This is a genomic window from Pseudomonas sp. XS1P51 (assembly GCF_054897845.1).
In genome coordinates this window covers 355,002-368,993 of the sequence record NZ_CM142707.1, presented here as the reverse complement: position 1 = coordinate 368,993, position 13,992 = coordinate 355,002, and the positions used below count along the sequence as shown (strand labels likewise).

The 13,992-nt window shown below is 58.5% G+C and carries 17 protein-coding genes; 2 read left to right on the top strand and 15 right to left on the bottom strand.

Annotation, left to right across the window (positions count from 1 at the left end; translation table 11 throughout):
* Positions 1-239: 239 nt before the first annotated feature.
* The 7 genes from ACYZUD_RS01805 to ACYZUD_RS01775 all read right to left on the bottom strand — a co-directional run bounded on the left by ACYZUD_RS01805 (position 240) and on the right by ACYZUD_RS01775 (position 6,966).
* Positions 240-1,613, bottom strand: a complete 1,374-nt coding sequence (locus ACYZUD_RS01805) for an IS1182 family transposase (protein ID WP_462022326.1) — start codon at positions 1,611-1,613, stop codon at positions 240-242.
* A gap of 232 nt (positions 1,614-1,845) precedes the next feature.
* Positions 1,846-3,351 (bottom strand): sensor domain-containing diguanylate cyclase, encoded by a 1,506-nt coding sequence (locus ACYZUD_RS01800; RefSeq protein ID WP_462022325.1) that lies wholly within the window; start codon positions 3,349-3,351, stop codon positions 1,846-1,848.
* A 449-nt stretch (positions 3,352-3,800) separates the two neighbouring features.
* Positions 3,801-4,073, bottom strand: a complete 273-nt coding sequence (locus ACYZUD_RS01795) for a hypothetical protein (RefSeq protein WP_462025164.1) — start codon at positions 4,071-4,073, stop codon at positions 3,801-3,803.
* Between the two features lie 123 nt (positions 4,074-4,196).
* The gene (locus ACYZUD_RS01790) at positions 4,197-4,454 is read right to left on the bottom strand and encodes a nuclear transport factor 2 family protein (protein WP_462022324.1); all 258 of its coding nucleotides are present in this window, start codon (positions 4,452-4,454) and stop codon (positions 4,197-4,199) included.
* A 63-nt stretch (positions 4,455-4,517) separates the two neighbouring features.
* Positions 4,518-5,138 carry an NADPH-dependent F420 reductase gene (locus tag ACYZUD_RS01785; protein ID WP_462022323.1) on the bottom strand — a complete coding sequence of 207 codons (621 nt, stop codon included), beginning with the start codon at positions 5,136-5,138 and terminating at the stop codon, positions 4,518-4,520.
* A gap of 197 nt (positions 5,139-5,335) precedes the next feature.
* Positions 5,336-6,277 (bottom strand): SDR family oxidoreductase, encoded by a 942-nt coding sequence (locus tag ACYZUD_RS01780; RefSeq protein ID WP_462022322.1) that lies wholly within the window; start codon positions 6,275-6,277, stop codon positions 5,336-5,338.
* Positions 6,278-6,330: 53 nt separating this feature from the next.
* Positions 6,331-6,966, bottom strand: a complete 636-nt coding sequence (locus tag ACYZUD_RS01775; protein WP_462022321.1) for an NADPH-dependent F420 reductase — start codon at positions 6,964-6,966, stop codon at positions 6,331-6,333.
* A gap of 160 nt (positions 6,967-7,126) precedes the next feature.
* On the opposite strand from ACYZUD_RS01775, the gene ACYZUD_RS01770 reads away from it, so the two are divergent.
* Positions 7,127-7,579 (top strand): winged helix-turn-helix transcriptional regulator, encoded by a 453-nt coding sequence (locus ACYZUD_RS01770; protein ID WP_462022320.1) that lies wholly within the window; start codon positions 7,127-7,129, stop codon positions 7,577-7,579.
* Between the two features lie 60 nt (positions 7,580-7,639).
* On the opposite strand, the gene ACYZUD_RS01765 is transcribed toward ACYZUD_RS01770, so the two are convergent.
* From ACYZUD_RS01765 to ACYZUD_RS01750, 4 genes are all read right to left on the bottom strand, one after another.
* Entirely contained in the window at positions 7,640-8,053 is a 414-nt protein-coding gene (locus tag ACYZUD_RS01765; RefSeq protein WP_462022319.1) for a nuclear transport factor 2 family protein, read from the bottom strand.
* A 47-nt stretch (positions 8,054-8,100) separates the two neighbouring features.
* Positions 8,101-8,532: a nuclear transport factor 2 family protein gene (locus tag ACYZUD_RS01760; protein ID WP_462022318.1), complete on the bottom strand. Its 432-nt coding sequence runs from the start codon at positions 8,530-8,532 to the stop codon at positions 8,101-8,103.
* A gap of 81 nt (positions 8,533-8,613) precedes the next feature.
* Positions 8,614-9,213: an NADPH-dependent F420 reductase gene (locus ACYZUD_RS01755; protein WP_462022317.1), complete on the bottom strand. Its 600-nt coding sequence runs from the start codon at positions 9,211-9,213 to the stop codon at positions 8,614-8,616.
* Between the two features lie 70 nt (positions 9,214-9,283).
* Positions 9,284-10,018: an SDR family NAD(P)-dependent oxidoreductase gene (locus ACYZUD_RS01750; protein WP_462022316.1), complete on the bottom strand. Its 735-nt coding sequence runs from the start codon at positions 10,016-10,018 to the stop codon at positions 9,284-9,286.
* Between the two features lie 112 nt (positions 10,019-10,130).
* Between ACYZUD_RS01750 and ACYZUD_RS01745 the strand changes: the two genes are divergently transcribed.
* On the top strand, positions 10,131-10,493 hold the full coding sequence (locus ACYZUD_RS01745; protein WP_462022315.1) for a winged helix-turn-helix transcriptional regulator: 363 nt from the start codon (positions 10,131-10,133) through the stop codon (positions 10,491-10,493).
* A gap of 326 nt (positions 10,494-10,819) precedes the next feature.
* Here the strand turns inward: ACYZUD_RS01745 and ACYZUD_RS01740 are convergent, their stop codons facing one another.
* The 4 genes from ACYZUD_RS01740 to ACYZUD_RS01725 are packed head-to-tail and all read right to left on the bottom strand — an operon-like array spanning position 10,820 to position 13,913.
* Positions 10,820-11,653, bottom strand: a complete 834-nt coding sequence (locus tag ACYZUD_RS01740) for an ABC transporter substrate-binding protein (protein ID WP_462022314.1) — start codon at positions 11,651-11,653, stop codon at positions 10,820-10,822.
* 56 nt (positions 11,654-11,709) lie between these two features.
* Positions 11,710-12,438 (bottom strand): amino acid ABC transporter ATP-binding protein, encoded by a 729-nt coding sequence (locus ACYZUD_RS01735; protein WP_193901681.1) that lies wholly within the window; start codon positions 12,436-12,438, stop codon positions 11,710-11,712.
* Positions 12,439-12,461: 23 nt separating this feature from the next.
* Entirely contained in the window at positions 12,462-13,205 is a 744-nt protein-coding gene (locus ACYZUD_RS01730) for an amino acid ABC transporter permease (RefSeq protein ID WP_462022313.1), read from the bottom strand.
* A 6-nt stretch (positions 13,206-13,211) separates the two neighbouring features.
* Positions 13,212-13,913, bottom strand: coding sequence for an amino acid ABC transporter permease (locus ACYZUD_RS01725; protein WP_018609115.1), 702 nt, complete (start codon positions 13,911-13,913; stop codon positions 13,212-13,214).
* Positions 13,914-13,992: the final 79 nt, after the last annotated feature.

Below are 13,992 nucleotides of genomic sequence, written 5' to 3'. Positions count from 1 at the left end.
ATGAACAGGCAGTTTTGGCAGACCGACTTTTTCAACAGAATCGGTCGCTTTCTGCCTCTCGCGACTGGCAGAGAACGGCCGATTCTGTTGAAAAAGTCAGATTTTCAGCTCGCTTGAACTCAGGCACGCCAACCACTGGAGAACCTACTCACCACGTTGAGTGGTTTTTCGGCCCTTCGTTGACCTTTGCTGCTCGGTTATTGGGTTATTTTGAGGTTTTTTGCTTCGTGCAGACGCACCTATCCCGTGGCAGGTGGCCCTTGAGATGTAAGTTTGGCCAGTCGACGCAGGTTCTGTACCGCAGCCGCCAGCGTGAACTCATCGGTCGCGCCACTCATGCCACGTAGTCGCAAGCGATCCAGTTTCAGGATGCGCTTGAGGTGGGCGAACAACATTTCGACCTTTTTACGTTCGTGGCGAGAGCGCTGATACGCCGGCGTTGCTGCAATGCGCCGAGCCACATCACGAGCGGCTTCATGGACGCTGCGAGCGATTTTGCGGAACGCAGTGTTCGGGCAGCACTTGGCTTTCATCGGACACGCTACGCATTCGCTCTGCCTGGATCGGAAGATGATGGTGTTGGCTTTTGTGACGTGCGAACGCTCGTTCTTGAAGGCTCGCCATTCGCTGCGCAATGCGTTGCCGGCCGGGCAGCGGTATTCCTCAGTCTCTTCATTCCAGTGGACATCGGTGCTCGAAAAACTGTCGTTCTTGCGCTCCGTTTTGTCCCACACCGGCACGTGCGGTTCGATGTCTTTTTCCTCCACCATCCAGGCCAACATCGGCGCGGTCCCGTAAGCGGTATCACCGATGAGGCGTTCCGGCTTGATGTCGAATTGCGCTTCAACGCGATCGATCATGGTCTTGGTGCTCTCGACCTCCGCTGTGCGATGAGCTGGTGTGGGTTCCACATCCACAATGACGCCGTGCTCGGTATCGATCAGATAATTCGTGGAATAAGCGTAGAACGCCGGGCCGCCTGGAGCAGCGGTCCAGCGAGCCTGAGGATCCGTCAGCGACAGGCGCTTCGGTAGCGTTTCGGCCAAAGCCTCTTCATCGAGGGCTTCAAGGTACTCACGCACGGCGCGAGTGCTCAGGACCGGATCGCTCCAGTTAACCGGTTCGTCACCCGGTACGCCGCGCTGCCGACTCGCATCCGCCTTGATGATGCTAGCGTCCACGGCAAACCCTTCGCCCTTGACCAAACCTGCGTCCATGCAGCGACGCAGCACCTCATTGAACAACCAGCGAAACAAATCGCTGTCCCGAAAACGGCCGTGTCGATTCTTGGAAAAGGTCGAGTGGTTGGGGACTTCATCTTCAAGGCTCAACCGGCAGAACCAGCGATACGCTAGGTTCAGATGGGCCTCTTCGCACAACCGCCGCTCTGAGCGAATGCCGTAGCAATAGCCCACGATCAGCATGCGAATCATTAGTTCGGGATCAATCGACGGACGCCCAATCGGGCTATAGAAATCGGCGAGGTAATGGCGCAGGTCGCTCAGATCGAGACACCGATCAATGCTGCGCAGAAGGTGATTGGCAGGGATGTGATCTTCAAGGTTGAACGAGTAAAACAGTCGCTCCTGCCCACTCGATAACTGTCCCATCATGCTGCGTGATCCCCCTCCGACCAATGCAGAGATTTTGCCGGAGGTCAGCCAGAGGAGCTACTTTTTCAACAGAATCGGCCAGAAGCTGGCATTCAAGGCCCCCACTAAACCACCATTGATTCTTGCAGATGTGGCCAAACAAACGATGAACATCGCAGATAGCAGAATCATTAAGATATGGAGGAACATTGGTGCAGTTCCAATTTGACAGGACGCCAGTTATGAACGCCTATCACGGTCCGCCACTCACAAACTGATTACGTCCCAACGCCTTGGCGTTATACAGCGCCTGATCTGCTACCTCGATCAATCCTTGCAAATGATCCAGTTCCGACCCCGTGGCGGCAGCAATCCCGATGCTTACACTGACCCGGCCGAACGGGCTGGATTTGTGTGCAATGTTCTCTTGCGCCAGGCGATCAAGGATAAGTTGCGCCACTACCGTTGCACCCTCACTGTCGGTGTCAGGCATGATTACACCCATCTCTTCTCCACCATAACGTGCCACCAGATCTGACGGTCGCCTTACACACTCCTCGAAAATTCTGCCAACGGTCTGCAGGCATGCATCTCCGGCTACATGCCCGAATGAGTCGTTGAACAGTTTGAAGTAGTCGATATCAATCATCAGCAATGCCAACGTCGTGCCGTCACGTTGTGCGCGCCGTGCTTCCATCGTGAGGCTCTCATCAAAGCAGCGTCGATTAGCCAGACCGGTCAGGGCGTCCTTCATCGCCAGCAACTCAAGCTGTCGATTGGATGAGAGCAACTGCTGCTGAGTCCCCCGCAACTGATCTTCGGCCTTGGTGCGCCGACGGATATCCAGAATCAGGAACCAACCGATGAGCCCGGTGAGCCCCAGCAACCCCATCACCACCACTGCCGACAGCAATGCCTCCATTCGCCACGCAGCGAGGGCTTCACGCTTGCCGAGTGCGACGGTGGTTATCAGTGGCACCCGGTCACTCTTGCGGAAGGCGTAGAGCCGCTCCACGCCGTCCAGGCTGGAAGTAAACGACGCGGTACCGACTGAACGATCGACGAGATACTTTGCATAGATGGGCGACTTGGAAAAATTGCGCCCCATGTCCTGCTCGCGAAAGGGATAGCGAACCAGCAACGTACCGTCGGTATAGGACAACCCGATGGCGCCCTCCTGCCCTACGTCGATCTTGCCAAACAGGCGCAGGAAGTTTTCGATCCCCAAGGTAACCGCCACCACGCCGGCAAACTCGCCGCGAGCATCGTTGAAGCGGCGGCTGACGGTAATCACCCATTCCTGATTGGAGCGGCTCTGAATGGGCGGACCGATAAAGGTCTCACGGGATGGATCGTCGCGATGATGAATGAAGTAGACACGATCACTGCTGTTCGCCCCGGCAGGAATCGGCCGATTGGAGGACATCAACCAGCGTCCCTGATTATCGTAGATCGTGATGCCACTGAGCTGTGGCATCAACGGTTCCTGGCGGTTGACCAATGCACTCAGCCGCTCAATCTGCGCAGGGCCGCTACCTTCGGTTTCCAGGCGTTCGACGAGTCCGAGCAACAGCAGCGAGCTTTGGCGGACAATGCCTTCGGAGTAAGTCGCAAGTGCCTGGGTAAGGTTCAAGCCATGGACATCCACGTCCTCCAGTGCTCGCTCTCGAGAAGCCAACACTTTCCAGGCCGTCAGTGACGCCAGGGAACAACCGATAACCAACAACAAAAGCACAACCAAGTGGGTATCACGCTTCACTTTACTACTTTATGGAAAGTCCGGTTTTCCGCTCCAGCGACTAATGGACCGACTCAATAGCTGCAGCCGTTTGTCCTTGTCCTGGACAAGAATACAAGCAGCGTTGGATCGCTGCAGCAACAGATTATGTGGCGCAAAAAAGTACATCTCTGCTTTGCAGCGCCTCGTCTAGACGAGTCAGAGACTTCAAGAGAGAAAGGATTCGCACTTGGCGAAACGACGACAAGAATGCCAGTCCAAACCATCGCCAGGCTTTCAGGATGTGATTTACCTGGTGATGCCAAGGCAACGGGGGTGGGCTGTTCGCGTGGAAGGAAAAGAGACCAGCCAAGGGCGGGCCTCTCTTTCAAGCTTTCGTACCTACGCCAGTTTTACTGTTTCAGTCTGACCCTTATTGTCAGGACGGATCTTGAACCAGATGGAATACATCGCTGGCAGGAATACCAGCGTCATGATGGTTCCGACGAACGTGCCGCCGATATATGAAGCCGCCGATTGCCATCCCCCACCATTGCCTTGCCCGTTGGAGCGACAGCTTCTGAGGCAAGTGTCAGCTCACCTTTATGCGTCCCCCGAATGGCGAGCTCGACGACTACGACATTCTCCGCGACATCAATGTTCAATAGCTCGCGGTGAACATCAGGAAATGCATTTGCGAATGCGTCGATAGCGTCGCTAATAGCCTGTCCATGCAATTTCAATCCGGTAGGAATGTCACACATATATCCTTCTTCCGAGAAGAAGGAGACAAACTTCGCGATGTCTTTCCCGCTTCCCTCCCCGGCGGCGTACAGCTCTCTGACGATTTCTTTATTGTTAAGCATCATCAACCTCCGCGTAGTTGGTTACCGACTATTTGGCGCATCGGCAAGGCTTTGTCGCTGTTCAAACGTATTCGCTGACTTTGAGAATTGTTTCGGGTGGGCTCGATGGGTCAGCGCCTGGAGCCCGCGTCCATCTCGGAGGCCCGTGCCAGTGCTTGCGTATCCCGGAATGATCCACTCGATATCTGCGGCAGACAACGCCAGCAAACCCTGCATATCGCCGCGGCCGACTGCCGCAAACGCATCCTTCACAATCTGGACATTCTCTTGCACGTTCATAGAAATCTCACCGTTCCTCTCACTTCAGATCGCAACGCAATGGACCTGACGGGTGTCGGCGATTCAGCCGATATCGACGTTCAAGGCGATGTCCCAAGTGCCGGCGCCGTTTTTCGCCAGGCCGATCATCATCAGGCCGAGGGCCTCGAGCGTCTGGGCCATGTGCAGGCCGCCGACATCCAACGGGCGCAGCCCGAGACTCTCGATGAACGTCGAGACGCGCGCCTTGGCCTCAGGATCGTCGGCGGCGATGAACGCGTCGAGGCGTCCACCCTTAGCAAGGACGTGGCCGAAAAGGGTGTTGAATGCCTTCACGACATGCGCGCTGGCGGGGGCGATCTTGGCGATCTCCTGCGCACCAGAACTTCCGGCGGGAGAGACGAGGCCCGTGAGGTCCGGAGAGGCCGTGTTGGTGATGTCGATGATCACCTTGCCGTCGAGCGCGTCCCCGTAATCGGCCACCACCGACGCCGCACCGGTGTACGGCACGGCGAGGATGACGATGTCGCCGGCCGGAGTGGCCCCGTACGCCCCTGTGGTCGCTCCGGCTGCGAGCTTGTCGGCCAGCGCCTGCGCCTTGGCGGGATCGCGGCTGACCACCTCAACGGTGTATCCAGCTTTGGCGGTACGACCGGCGATCGCCGCGGCCATGCCTCCTGAACCGATGATGCTGATAGTGCTCATGTGCAGTCTCCTCGTGAATTAGAGTATTGCTCGTTGTCTCAAGGGCATCCCACGATTGATATCCCGGGTGTGCCGAGCTGCGTGCGTCATTCCTCATGCCATCCCCGGGTCGACAGAATCGTTACCCGGACGGATCACGCATCGCGACATGGCTGTCCGCCGAGCCCGTTGCGCCACGGCGCCCTCCTCAACTCAACTCAGCCGGCAGGGAAGTAATGGCCGTTGTCCAGGTCGTCGAGCAGGCCGGGCTGAGCAGGCTCCCAGCCGAGGGTCTGGCGGGTGATTAGGTTGGATGCCGGGAGGTCCAGCGTGACCAGATTCGCGAGGAACCCAAAGTATCCCGGCAGCATTAGTACGTCCGCGGGAATGCTCACGGCCGGCACGCCCAGACGGCGGCCAATGGCCTCGGCGATCTCGCGGAACGAAATAGCCTCGTCGGCAACCGCGTGCCAATTTTTGCCGGCAGGGCCCTTCTCCAGTGCCAGACGGAACACGACGGCGAGGTCGCGGGCGTGCACGGCCGACCAGTTGTTCTTGCCGTCACCGGGATAGCCGATGACGCCCTTCTCCTTCGCAAGTCCGATCAGTATCGGGAGGAAGCCGGCGTTGTCGGTCGTGCTGTGCATGATGGTAGGAATCCGCACGACCGAGGACCGCACGCCTTGCTTGGCGAGACCGAGTACGGTCGTTTCCACGATGTTACGAACCCGTAAGGTGCCCTTGAACTTCTCGCCGCCAGAGAGGGTGGGATCCTCCTCGGTTGCTGGACGGCCGAGATGTTCCCAACCCGGCGAGCCGATGCTCCCAGACGTGACCAGCGGCTTTCCGGTCCCCTTCAGTGCCTCGCCGTATGCGAGCATGATCGCCTGCTCCGCGGCAGCCACCGCGTCGAGGCCTCCGGTGGGAAGCAGGTCTTGCCTGTGCGCGACGTGAATGACACCGTCGGAATCCGCTGCCGCCGCTTTTAGCCCGTCGAGATCATCGAGGTCGCCGCGACGCACCTTGGCGCCAAGCGCAGACACCGCCTCTGCGGACTTGTCCGACCGGGCAAGCGCAGTGACCTCGTGACCGGCTGCAATGAGGTCGGAAATGATATACGGACCGGAATGGCCGGTCCCTCCAGTGACGAAAACGTGCATGTTAATGCTCCTTGGGAGTGATGTGATGCGAGAAGTGGTGCTACGGGGTGCACTCAGCCGAGAAGGCTGACGCCGATTGAGAAGTTGGTGTGCTTGACGGAGTGGGCGTTGAGGCCCAGCGAAAGCAGGCAGGCATGCTCCAGCGTTCGCGCCATGAGCAACGGCCCGGTGTCCATCGGGCGCAGTCCGAGGCTTTTGATGAACGCCGAGACGCGTACCTTCGCCTGCGCGCCGTCCCCGGCGATGAACACGTCCAGCGGGTGACCCTCGACAGAACCGGCAGCCAGGACGTGGGAGAAGTGGGTGTTGAACGCCTTGACGACTTCGGCGTCGGCAGGGGCTGCTTTGGCGATCTCCTGTGCGCCGAAACTGTCCTCAGGGGTCACAAAGCTTGTGAAGTCGGGGGCGACAGGGTTGGTGATGTCGACAAGAAGCTTGCCGGCCAGTGCTTCGCCGTATTGCTTCATCACGTCGAGAACGGCGGAATAGGGAACCGCCAGGATGACAATATCCCCAGCCGGGGCGGTGCCGAACGTTCCTGTCGTGGCGCCGGCTCCAAGCTGCTCGGCCAGCACCCGCGCCTTGGCGGCGTTGCGACTCATCACCTCGACGGTGTATCCGGCTTTGGCGGCAAGGCCGCCGATCGCGGCGGCCATGTCACCTGAGCCGATAATGCTGATAGTGCTCATGCGCAATGTCCTCGCAGGTATGGGGTTGATCATTCCAAGGCTGCTGGTGCGATCCGGTGAACTCCTTCAACGTACGATCCATGCTGGTCATTTTACTTGCAAAATGCAAGTGATCTACAGGGTTTTACTTGCGACATGCAAGCGATGCTAAGATCCAGCCATGAAGACAACTCTTAAAGAAGACTTTCGATCCCATTGCGCGGTGAACTACGGCGTGGAGATTTTCGGCGACCGGTGGTCGCTCTTGATCATTCGCGACATCGTTTTTGTTGGAAAGAAGACGTACGGCGATTTCCTGAAATCGGAAGAGGGAATCGCGACCAATGTCCTTGCTTCCCGACTGACCTTTCTTGAGAAGCAAGGCGTTCTCTCGAAGGCGCCCAGCCCCGACGACAGGCGCAAGGACTTCTACACATTGACCGAGAAGGGTCTGGACCTCATTCCTATTGTGATCAACATTGTGCTCTGGAGCGCGAAGCATGATTCGGAGTCGTACGTGCGGCGCCACGAGGATTTGGTTGCTCGACTCAGTCAAAACCCCCTGCAGGCGAGCGAGGAAGTGAAGGCGCTGGTCCGCAATGGCGGGTGCCTCTTTCCTGAGAGTGGGAGATGAACAAGGCGGCGAACGCGCCTTTTCACGGCGCGCAAATGAGGGGATATCGGTCCTGATGACTCAGGGCCTTGGGCTCGCGCCCCTTTCTGAGGCCCGCGCCAATGCTTGGGTGTCGACATACTCGCGGATGTTCGTCAGCTTGCCATTGCGAACAGTGATGGCGAAGACAAAATAGTCCTCGAACGTCCGGTTCGTGGCTTTTACTTTCCCCGTCGCAAAGCCAACGACCATAACCCGGTCGCCCTGCGCTACGAACTCGGGGGGCTCCATGGATGTTTCCAGTTCTGCGGAAGCCTTCTGAAGCACGTCCGCCAATCCCGCGTGCCCGCGGTGCGTGCCAGCCAGCGGCCAATCCTCCCCCGGAATGATCCACTCGAAATCTTCGGCACACAACGCCAGCAGACCTTGCCTATCGCCGCCGCCCATTGCTGCAAAAAAGTCCTTCACAACCTGGATATTCTCTTGAATGCTCATAAAGACGTCTCCATTGCGCCTGCATCGGATCGCGTGGTGTCGGCCATTCAGCCGGGGACGAGGCCAAGTTGTTGCTGCATCGCGGAAGCCTCGTTGTAGCAATGGAAAGAGATGACCTTCCCGCCTTCGAGGTGGAAAACATCGCATGACGGAACGTCTATCTTCTTGCCCGTGGGAGCCAGCGTCCCTGAAGGAAGAGGCAGATCACCTTTGTGCGTGCCGCGAATCGCGAGCTCGACAACGACGACGTCTCCCGCGACATGGATGTTAAAAATCTCTCGGTGGACATCGGGGAACGCAGTGACCATACCCGCGATAGACTCACCAATGGCATTCCCGCGAAACTTCATGCCGGATGCCATATCCCACATGTACCCTTCCTCAGAGAACATGGAGACAAACTTCTCGACATCCGTTCCTTGCCCCTCCGCGGCGGCACAGAGCTCTCTGACTATTTTTTCATTATCAAGCATCATCATTCCTCTCCTTCATTATTGAGCACTGACCTGGTCACATACGTTGTAGCCAGGACCGCCCTCAAAGTTTGCGATCGAGATTTATCAGTCGAACTTGATCAAGTCCTTGAAGATCAGTTGGCCCCAGGTATTTCCGCGCGCCTGCACCATCAGTCCACCTTCTGAAAGCCCGCCCAGCTTGATCGGCGAGAAACCGAGACTTTCTGCAAGCGCACCCACTTGCGCTGCGGCGCCGTCATCGTCGCTCGCCAGGAACACGACTCTCTTGCCACCCTGTACGGCCGGATCCTGGCCAAGGACGGCGGCGCCCAAATGGTTGAAGCCCTTGACCAGTCGTCCTCCCGTGAAGGCCTGCGCGACGACCCTGGAAGAAGGCTTTCCTCCCAGTTCCTCAGGGGACACGCCGTAGGCATTGGTCACATCGATGATGGTCTTCCCCTTCCAGGTCGGCAACGCCTTCGCGACGTCCGGGTGCGACTCGAAACGAACAGCCAGAAAAACGATGTCCGCCTTGACCGCGTCCGCCAGTGTTTTGGGAATGATTTGGGGTCCGATCGCGGCCACGGCAGCTGCAAAGCTTTCCGGTTCACGCGTGGTTGCAACGGATACTTCGATGCCATTGCGGGCAAACGCCTTGGCCAGGGCCTGGCCGATATTGCCGAAGCCGATAATTGCGTAGCTCATATATTCTCCTGAGGTTTACCGAGTTCTACGACGCTCCGAATAATCGAATGGAGCGCCTGAGCGTAGGGCGTCAGAGTTGCGCAAGACCGCCGTCAACGGCGACTTCGCTGGCGGTCATGAAGCTGCTGTCCGGCGACGCGAGAAAGGCGGCCACGGCCCCGATTTCCGCCGGATCGGCCATGCGCTGAAGCGGAGTCATCGCGGCGTAGGCTTTCTGGCCCTCCTCGCCCAGCGCTTCCTTCGCGAGTTCGGTCGCCGTCGCCCCGGGCGACAGCACGTTTACCCGAATACCGGTGCCCTTCAGGTCTTCGGCCCAGGTCCGTGCGAGGTTGCGCACTGCCGCCTTGCTCGCGCTGTAGGCGCTCATTCCCGGGGCGCCGGTGGTGCCGGCGCTCGACCCGGTCAGGATGATCGAACCGCCCTCGCCCATCAGCGGCAGCGCCTTCTGGACTGTGAAGATCGTACCTTTCACGTTGGTGTCGAAGGTTTCGTCAATGTGCTCGGCGGTGATCTTGCCGAGCGCGAGCTGGCTTCCTGCCCCGGCATTGGCGAAGACGATGTCGAGGGTTCCGCGCTCGGCCTTCACCGCCGCGTAGAGTCGGTCGAGGTCAGCCAGATCGGAGACCGAGCCCTTCACCGCGCGGGCATTGGGCCCGAGGTCGGCCATCGCGGCGTCGAGCGCTTCCTGGCGACGGCCGAAGATGAAGACAAAGGCACCCTCCTCGATGAAGCGCTTTGCTGCGGCGAGGCCGATGCCGGTAGCGCCGCCGGTGATCACGGCGGTCTTTCCATTCAGTCTGGTCATGACGTGCATCCTTCGTTGGAGTTGTACCCAAGCAGGAAATTGCTTGCTTGAGACGAGGATGCAGCGCTGATAACCTAAGGACAAGTATGCACCTTTTGGTAAGTATCAAAAAATGACGACAACATCTGAAATCTGCGACACCGGCTGCGGGCTCAACGCCACGCTGCGCATCATCTCGGGCAAGTGGAAACCGCTGGTCTTGTTTTTCCTGCGCGACGGCCCGAAGCGTTACGGCGAGCTCAAGCGTTTGATCCCGGGTGTCAGTGACAAGGTGCTGATCCAGCAATTGAAGGATCTGGAGGCCGATCACGTGCTGGCGCGGACCGACTACAAGGAAGTGCCCCCGCGCGTGGACTACACACTGACCCCGCTCGGTCGCAGCCTGGCTGACGCGATCGTCCCGCTGTGCACCTGGGGAACCGAGAACGCGGCGCAAATGGCAAGCATCTTCGCCAAGCGCGACGCTTTGGCCTAGCAGGATGCTGAAGAACCGCTGAGTCGGACGACCCTGCGCATTCGTGGGAGGGCGGCAGGTCGAATTCTTCCGATCAGATTTACATGGTGTATTTCGGGCTGGGCTCCATTGCTTTTTCTATCGTTATCGGGAGGGCGACCAAAATAAGGAGTACTCCTTCGGACATTCAGACTGACTGAGCACCGCTTGCTGGCCTATCAACGCTTGAGCTGAAATACAGACGCCGCCTTATAGCAAGCCAACAACCGACACACGTGAAAAAGCCCGACGCTGGAACTCTCGCCGGGCTTTTTCCATCATTGCTCGGCAATGACGGTGTATCGGTTTTAAGGCAAAGGATCGAACTTCAAGCTACTGAGGCTCTGCACTTTATCCTCGCGAACCATTTTGTACTCGGTGTTTGGGCCGATCCAGCGATCCCATATTGCATCGATCTCCCCAGCTTTTTCCATGGTCGCCAATGACTCGTTGACCTTGGCGAGGAACGCCGGCTCATCCCTGCGCATGCCCGCGCCAATCGGCTCGAGCGCCATCGGCTCCTTTGCAAGCGCCAATTCGATACCACTGGCCTTGGCTTGATTGACCAGCTTCAAAGCAGTCATGGTGTTGGTTACCAGGCCCACGACCTTGTTTTGTTGCAAGGCCATATAGGCCGAACCGGTGTCCTGGAACGTCACCGGAGTTGCCCCGGCAATTCGGATCGACTGCTCGGAGGTCGAGCCTTTGGTGGAGCTGATGCGCTTGTCCTTAAAGAAGCTTTTCGGCTGATCTGCGTTGGCTGCGCGCACCACCAGGGTTTCCTTGGCGATGTAATACGGATCGCTGAACTGGATCTGTTCGGCACGGGTTTTGGTGTAGGCCAGGTTGGCGAAGATCACATCGACGCGACCCATTTTCACCTCAGGAATCCGAGCCTCCACCGACAGCGGCTTGAGCTCCAGTTCAACGCCCATGGTCTTGGCCAGGGCCTTGCACAAATCGACGTCCATGCCCACCAGTTCGCGGGTTTTCGGATCCGGTGCCGAGAACGGCGGCACGTCGGCGTACACACCGCAGCTCAATGATCTCTTGGCCATGATGTCGCTCAATTGATCGGCCTGGACGACCGCAACAGCCAAAGGACCTAACGCCAGCGTGACTAACAGATGCTTCATACGCATGGAAAAACTCCGGGGATGAGAAAGTCGAATGGCAGAGCAAGCAAAACCGTTGCGACTCAATGAGCCCGCAGATCGGCAATAAAACGTTGCGCTCGCGGGTGCGCGGGCTGATTGAAAAAGCTTTCGGGCGTGCTCTTTTCCAGAATCTGACCCGCGTCCATAAACCAGATGGTGTCGGCGACTTCACGAGCAAAGTTCATCTCGTGGGTCACGCACATCATGGTCATCCCCTCCTTGGCCAAGCCTTTCATCACACTCAGCACCTCACCGACCATTTCCGGATCGAGGGCACTGGTGGGTTCATCGAACAGCATCACTGGCGGTTCCATCGCCAGCGCCCGGGCAATCGCCACGCGCTGCTGCTGGCCGCCGGACAACTGCGCCGGGTAAGCGCCGGCCTTGTGCGCCAGGCCAACCCGATCAAGCAATTGCATGGCTTGCTGCTTGGCGGCGGAGCCTTTCAGGTTGCGGATTTTGCTGGGCGCCAGGGTGATGTTTTCCAGTACCGAGAGGTGAGGAAACAGGTTGAAGCTCTGGAACACAAAACCGACGCGGCTGCGCAGCCGATTGATGTGCGCATCGGTGCCGTGCACGTCCTGGCCGTCGAACAGGATCTGACCTTTCTGGATGTCTTCCAGGCGATTGACCGTGCGGATCAAGGTCGATTTGCCGGAGCCGGACGGGCCGCACAACACCACCACTTCACCGGGCTTCACCTCGGCGGTGATGTCGGTCAGTGCGTGGTACTCGCCGTACCATTTGTTGATGTTCGAGAACATGATCATTGGATGCATGGGCGCAACCCTCTTCAATTATTGATGGCCAGCAACGGGTCGGCAGCCGCGGCCGGACCGCCGTTGCCCAGACGCTTGCGAGCGATACGGCGCTCCACCCAGCCGGCCAGGTGGGTCAGGCCAAAACAGAGCAGGTAGTAGATGATCGCCAGGATAAAAAACACCTGGAACGGCTTGGTCAGTAACTGGTTATTGACCTGGTTGGCAGCGAAGGTCACTTCCTGGACGTTGATCACATAGCCCAGCGAGGTTTCCTTGATGATCGAGATGAACTGGCTGATCAGGCTCGGCAGCGCGTTGTAGAGCGCTTGCGGCAGGATCACCCAGATCGTCGTGCGCAGGTAACCGAGGCCCAGTGCCCGGGACGCTTCGTACTGGCCCGGCGGTAACGCCTGGATACCGCCGCGAATGATTTCGCACAGGTAGGCGCTCTGGTAGATCACCAGGGTGCAGAGCATCGTGACAAACCCGGTGATGTTGTGGCCGATCAGCAAGGGCACCAGGAAGTAGGTCCAGAAAATCACCATCAGCAACGGAATACCGCGCAGCACATAGACCCAGACCGTCGCCGCCCAACGTAGGCCTTTCCACGGCGAAACCCGTGCCAGCGCCAGCAGCAAGCCGAAAGGGAATGCCAGCAACAACGCCAGCGCCGCCAGAATCAAAGTGCTGGCCAAACCGCCCAAGGGACCGTGGGGATACTGGCCGATCAGAAACAGGGTCCAGTTGGTTTGCACAATCGAGAAGAGATCGAACATGCTCGTCTACCTCGCCAGCGCTTTGTTGAAGCGCCGCGCCAACAATGCGCCGAGCCCCATCAACAGCAGTGAAAAGACCAGGTAGAACACCGTGGCGACCAGGTACGACTCGAACGTGCGGAAGGTGTAGTTCTCGACTTCGCGAGTGGCGTAGGTCAGTTCGACCACGCCGATGGCCATGGCCAGGCTGGTGTTCTTGAACAAAAGCACGGTGTGGTTGATCAGCGAGGGCAGGCAGTTGCGCACGCCTTGGGGCAGGATCACGTAGCGCATCGAGCGCACATACCCGAGGCCGAGCGCCCGGGACGCTTCGGTCTGCCCGGCCGGAATGGCGCGCAAGCCGCTTCGGATGTCTTCACAGAAATACGCCGCCTGACACAAGCCCAAGGCAATTACCGAGAACAGGTATTCGGTGCTGTAGTTGGCCAGCCACAGCTGTGTGGATTCGCTCAACAAGGTCGGCACGCCGAAGTACCAGAGCATCAGCTGCACCAGCGTCGGCACGTTGCGGTGGTAAGACACGTAACCGGCCACCAGACGATCCGCGAGCTTGTTGCCGGTCAGGCGCACGGTCACCAACAACAGCGCCAGGGCCATTGCCAGCAGCCAGGCGAACAGCGCCAGCTGTAGAGTCGTTTCGATGCCCTTGACGATCAGCTCGGCATATTCGCCTTGCAGAACCGCGGCCAAATCGAAGTCATGCTTCATGGTCAATCCCTACGGGCATTGGGCTAGGGCAGAAATAAAAAGCGTCTGGCGAGCCATGACGTGGGTAGCGCATGACGGA

Excerpts from the sequence above, each read along its gene's own strand:
- ACYZUD_RS01805 (WP_462022326.1), bottom strand. The coding sequence starts at position 1,613 with ATGATGGGACAGTTATCGAGTGGGCAGGAGCGACTGTTTTACTCGTTC.
- ACYZUD_RS01795 (WP_462025164.1), bottom strand. The coding sequence starts at position 4,073 with ATGTGTGACATTCCTACCGGATTGAAATTGCATGGACAGGCTATTAGC.
- ACYZUD_RS01790 (WP_462022324.1), bottom strand. The coding sequence starts at position 4,454 with ATGAACGTGCAAGAGAATGTCCAGATTGTGAAGGATGCGTTTGCGGCA.
- ACYZUD_RS01785 (WP_462022323.1), bottom strand. The coding sequence starts at position 5,138 with ATGAGCACTATCAGCATCATCGGTTCAGGAGGCATGGCCGCGGCGATC.
- ACYZUD_RS01780 (WP_462022322.1), bottom strand. The coding sequence starts at position 6,277 with ATGCACGTTTTCGTCACTGGAGGGACCGGCCATTCCGGTCCGTATATC.
- ACYZUD_RS01775 (WP_462022321.1), bottom strand. The coding sequence starts at position 6,966 with ATGAGCACTATCAGCATTATCGGCTCAGGTGACATGGCCGCCGCGATC.
- ACYZUD_RS01770 (WP_462022320.1), top strand. The coding sequence starts at position 7,127 with ATGAAGACAACTCTTAAAGAAGACTTTCGATCCCATTGCGCGGTGAAC.
- ACYZUD_RS01765 (WP_462022319.1), bottom strand. The coding sequence starts at position 8,053 with ATGAGCATTCAAGAGAATATCCAGGTTGTGAAGGACTTTTTTGCAGCA.
- ACYZUD_RS01760 (WP_462022318.1), bottom strand. The coding sequence starts at position 8,532 with ATGATGATGCTTGATAATGAAAAAATAGTCAGAGAGCTCTGTGCCGCC.
- ACYZUD_RS01755 (WP_462022317.1), bottom strand. The coding sequence starts at position 9,213 with ATGAGCTACGCAATTATCGGCTTCGGCAATATCGGCCAGGCCCTGGCC.
- ACYZUD_RS01750 (WP_462022316.1), bottom strand. The coding sequence starts at position 10,018 with ATGACCAGACTGAATGGAAAGACCGCCGTGATCACCGGCGGCGCTACC.
- ACYZUD_RS01745 (WP_462022315.1), top strand. The coding sequence starts at position 10,131 with ATGACGACAACATCTGAAATCTGCGACACCGGCTGCGGGCTCAACGCC.
- ACYZUD_RS01740 (WP_462022314.1), bottom strand. The coding sequence starts at position 11,653 with ATGCGTATGAAGCATCTGTTAGTCACGCTGGCGTTAGGTCCTTTGGCT.
- ACYZUD_RS01735 (WP_193901681.1), bottom strand. The coding sequence starts at position 12,438 with ATGATCATGTTCTCGAACATCAACAAATGGTACGGCGAGTACCACGCA.
- ACYZUD_RS01730 (WP_462022313.1), bottom strand. The coding sequence starts at position 13,205 with ATGTTCGATCTCTTCTCGATTGTGCAAACCAACTGGACCCTGTTTCTG.
- ACYZUD_RS01725 (WP_018609115.1), bottom strand. The coding sequence starts at position 13,913 with ATGAAGCATGACTTCGATTTGGCCGCGGTTCTGCAAGGCGAATATGCC.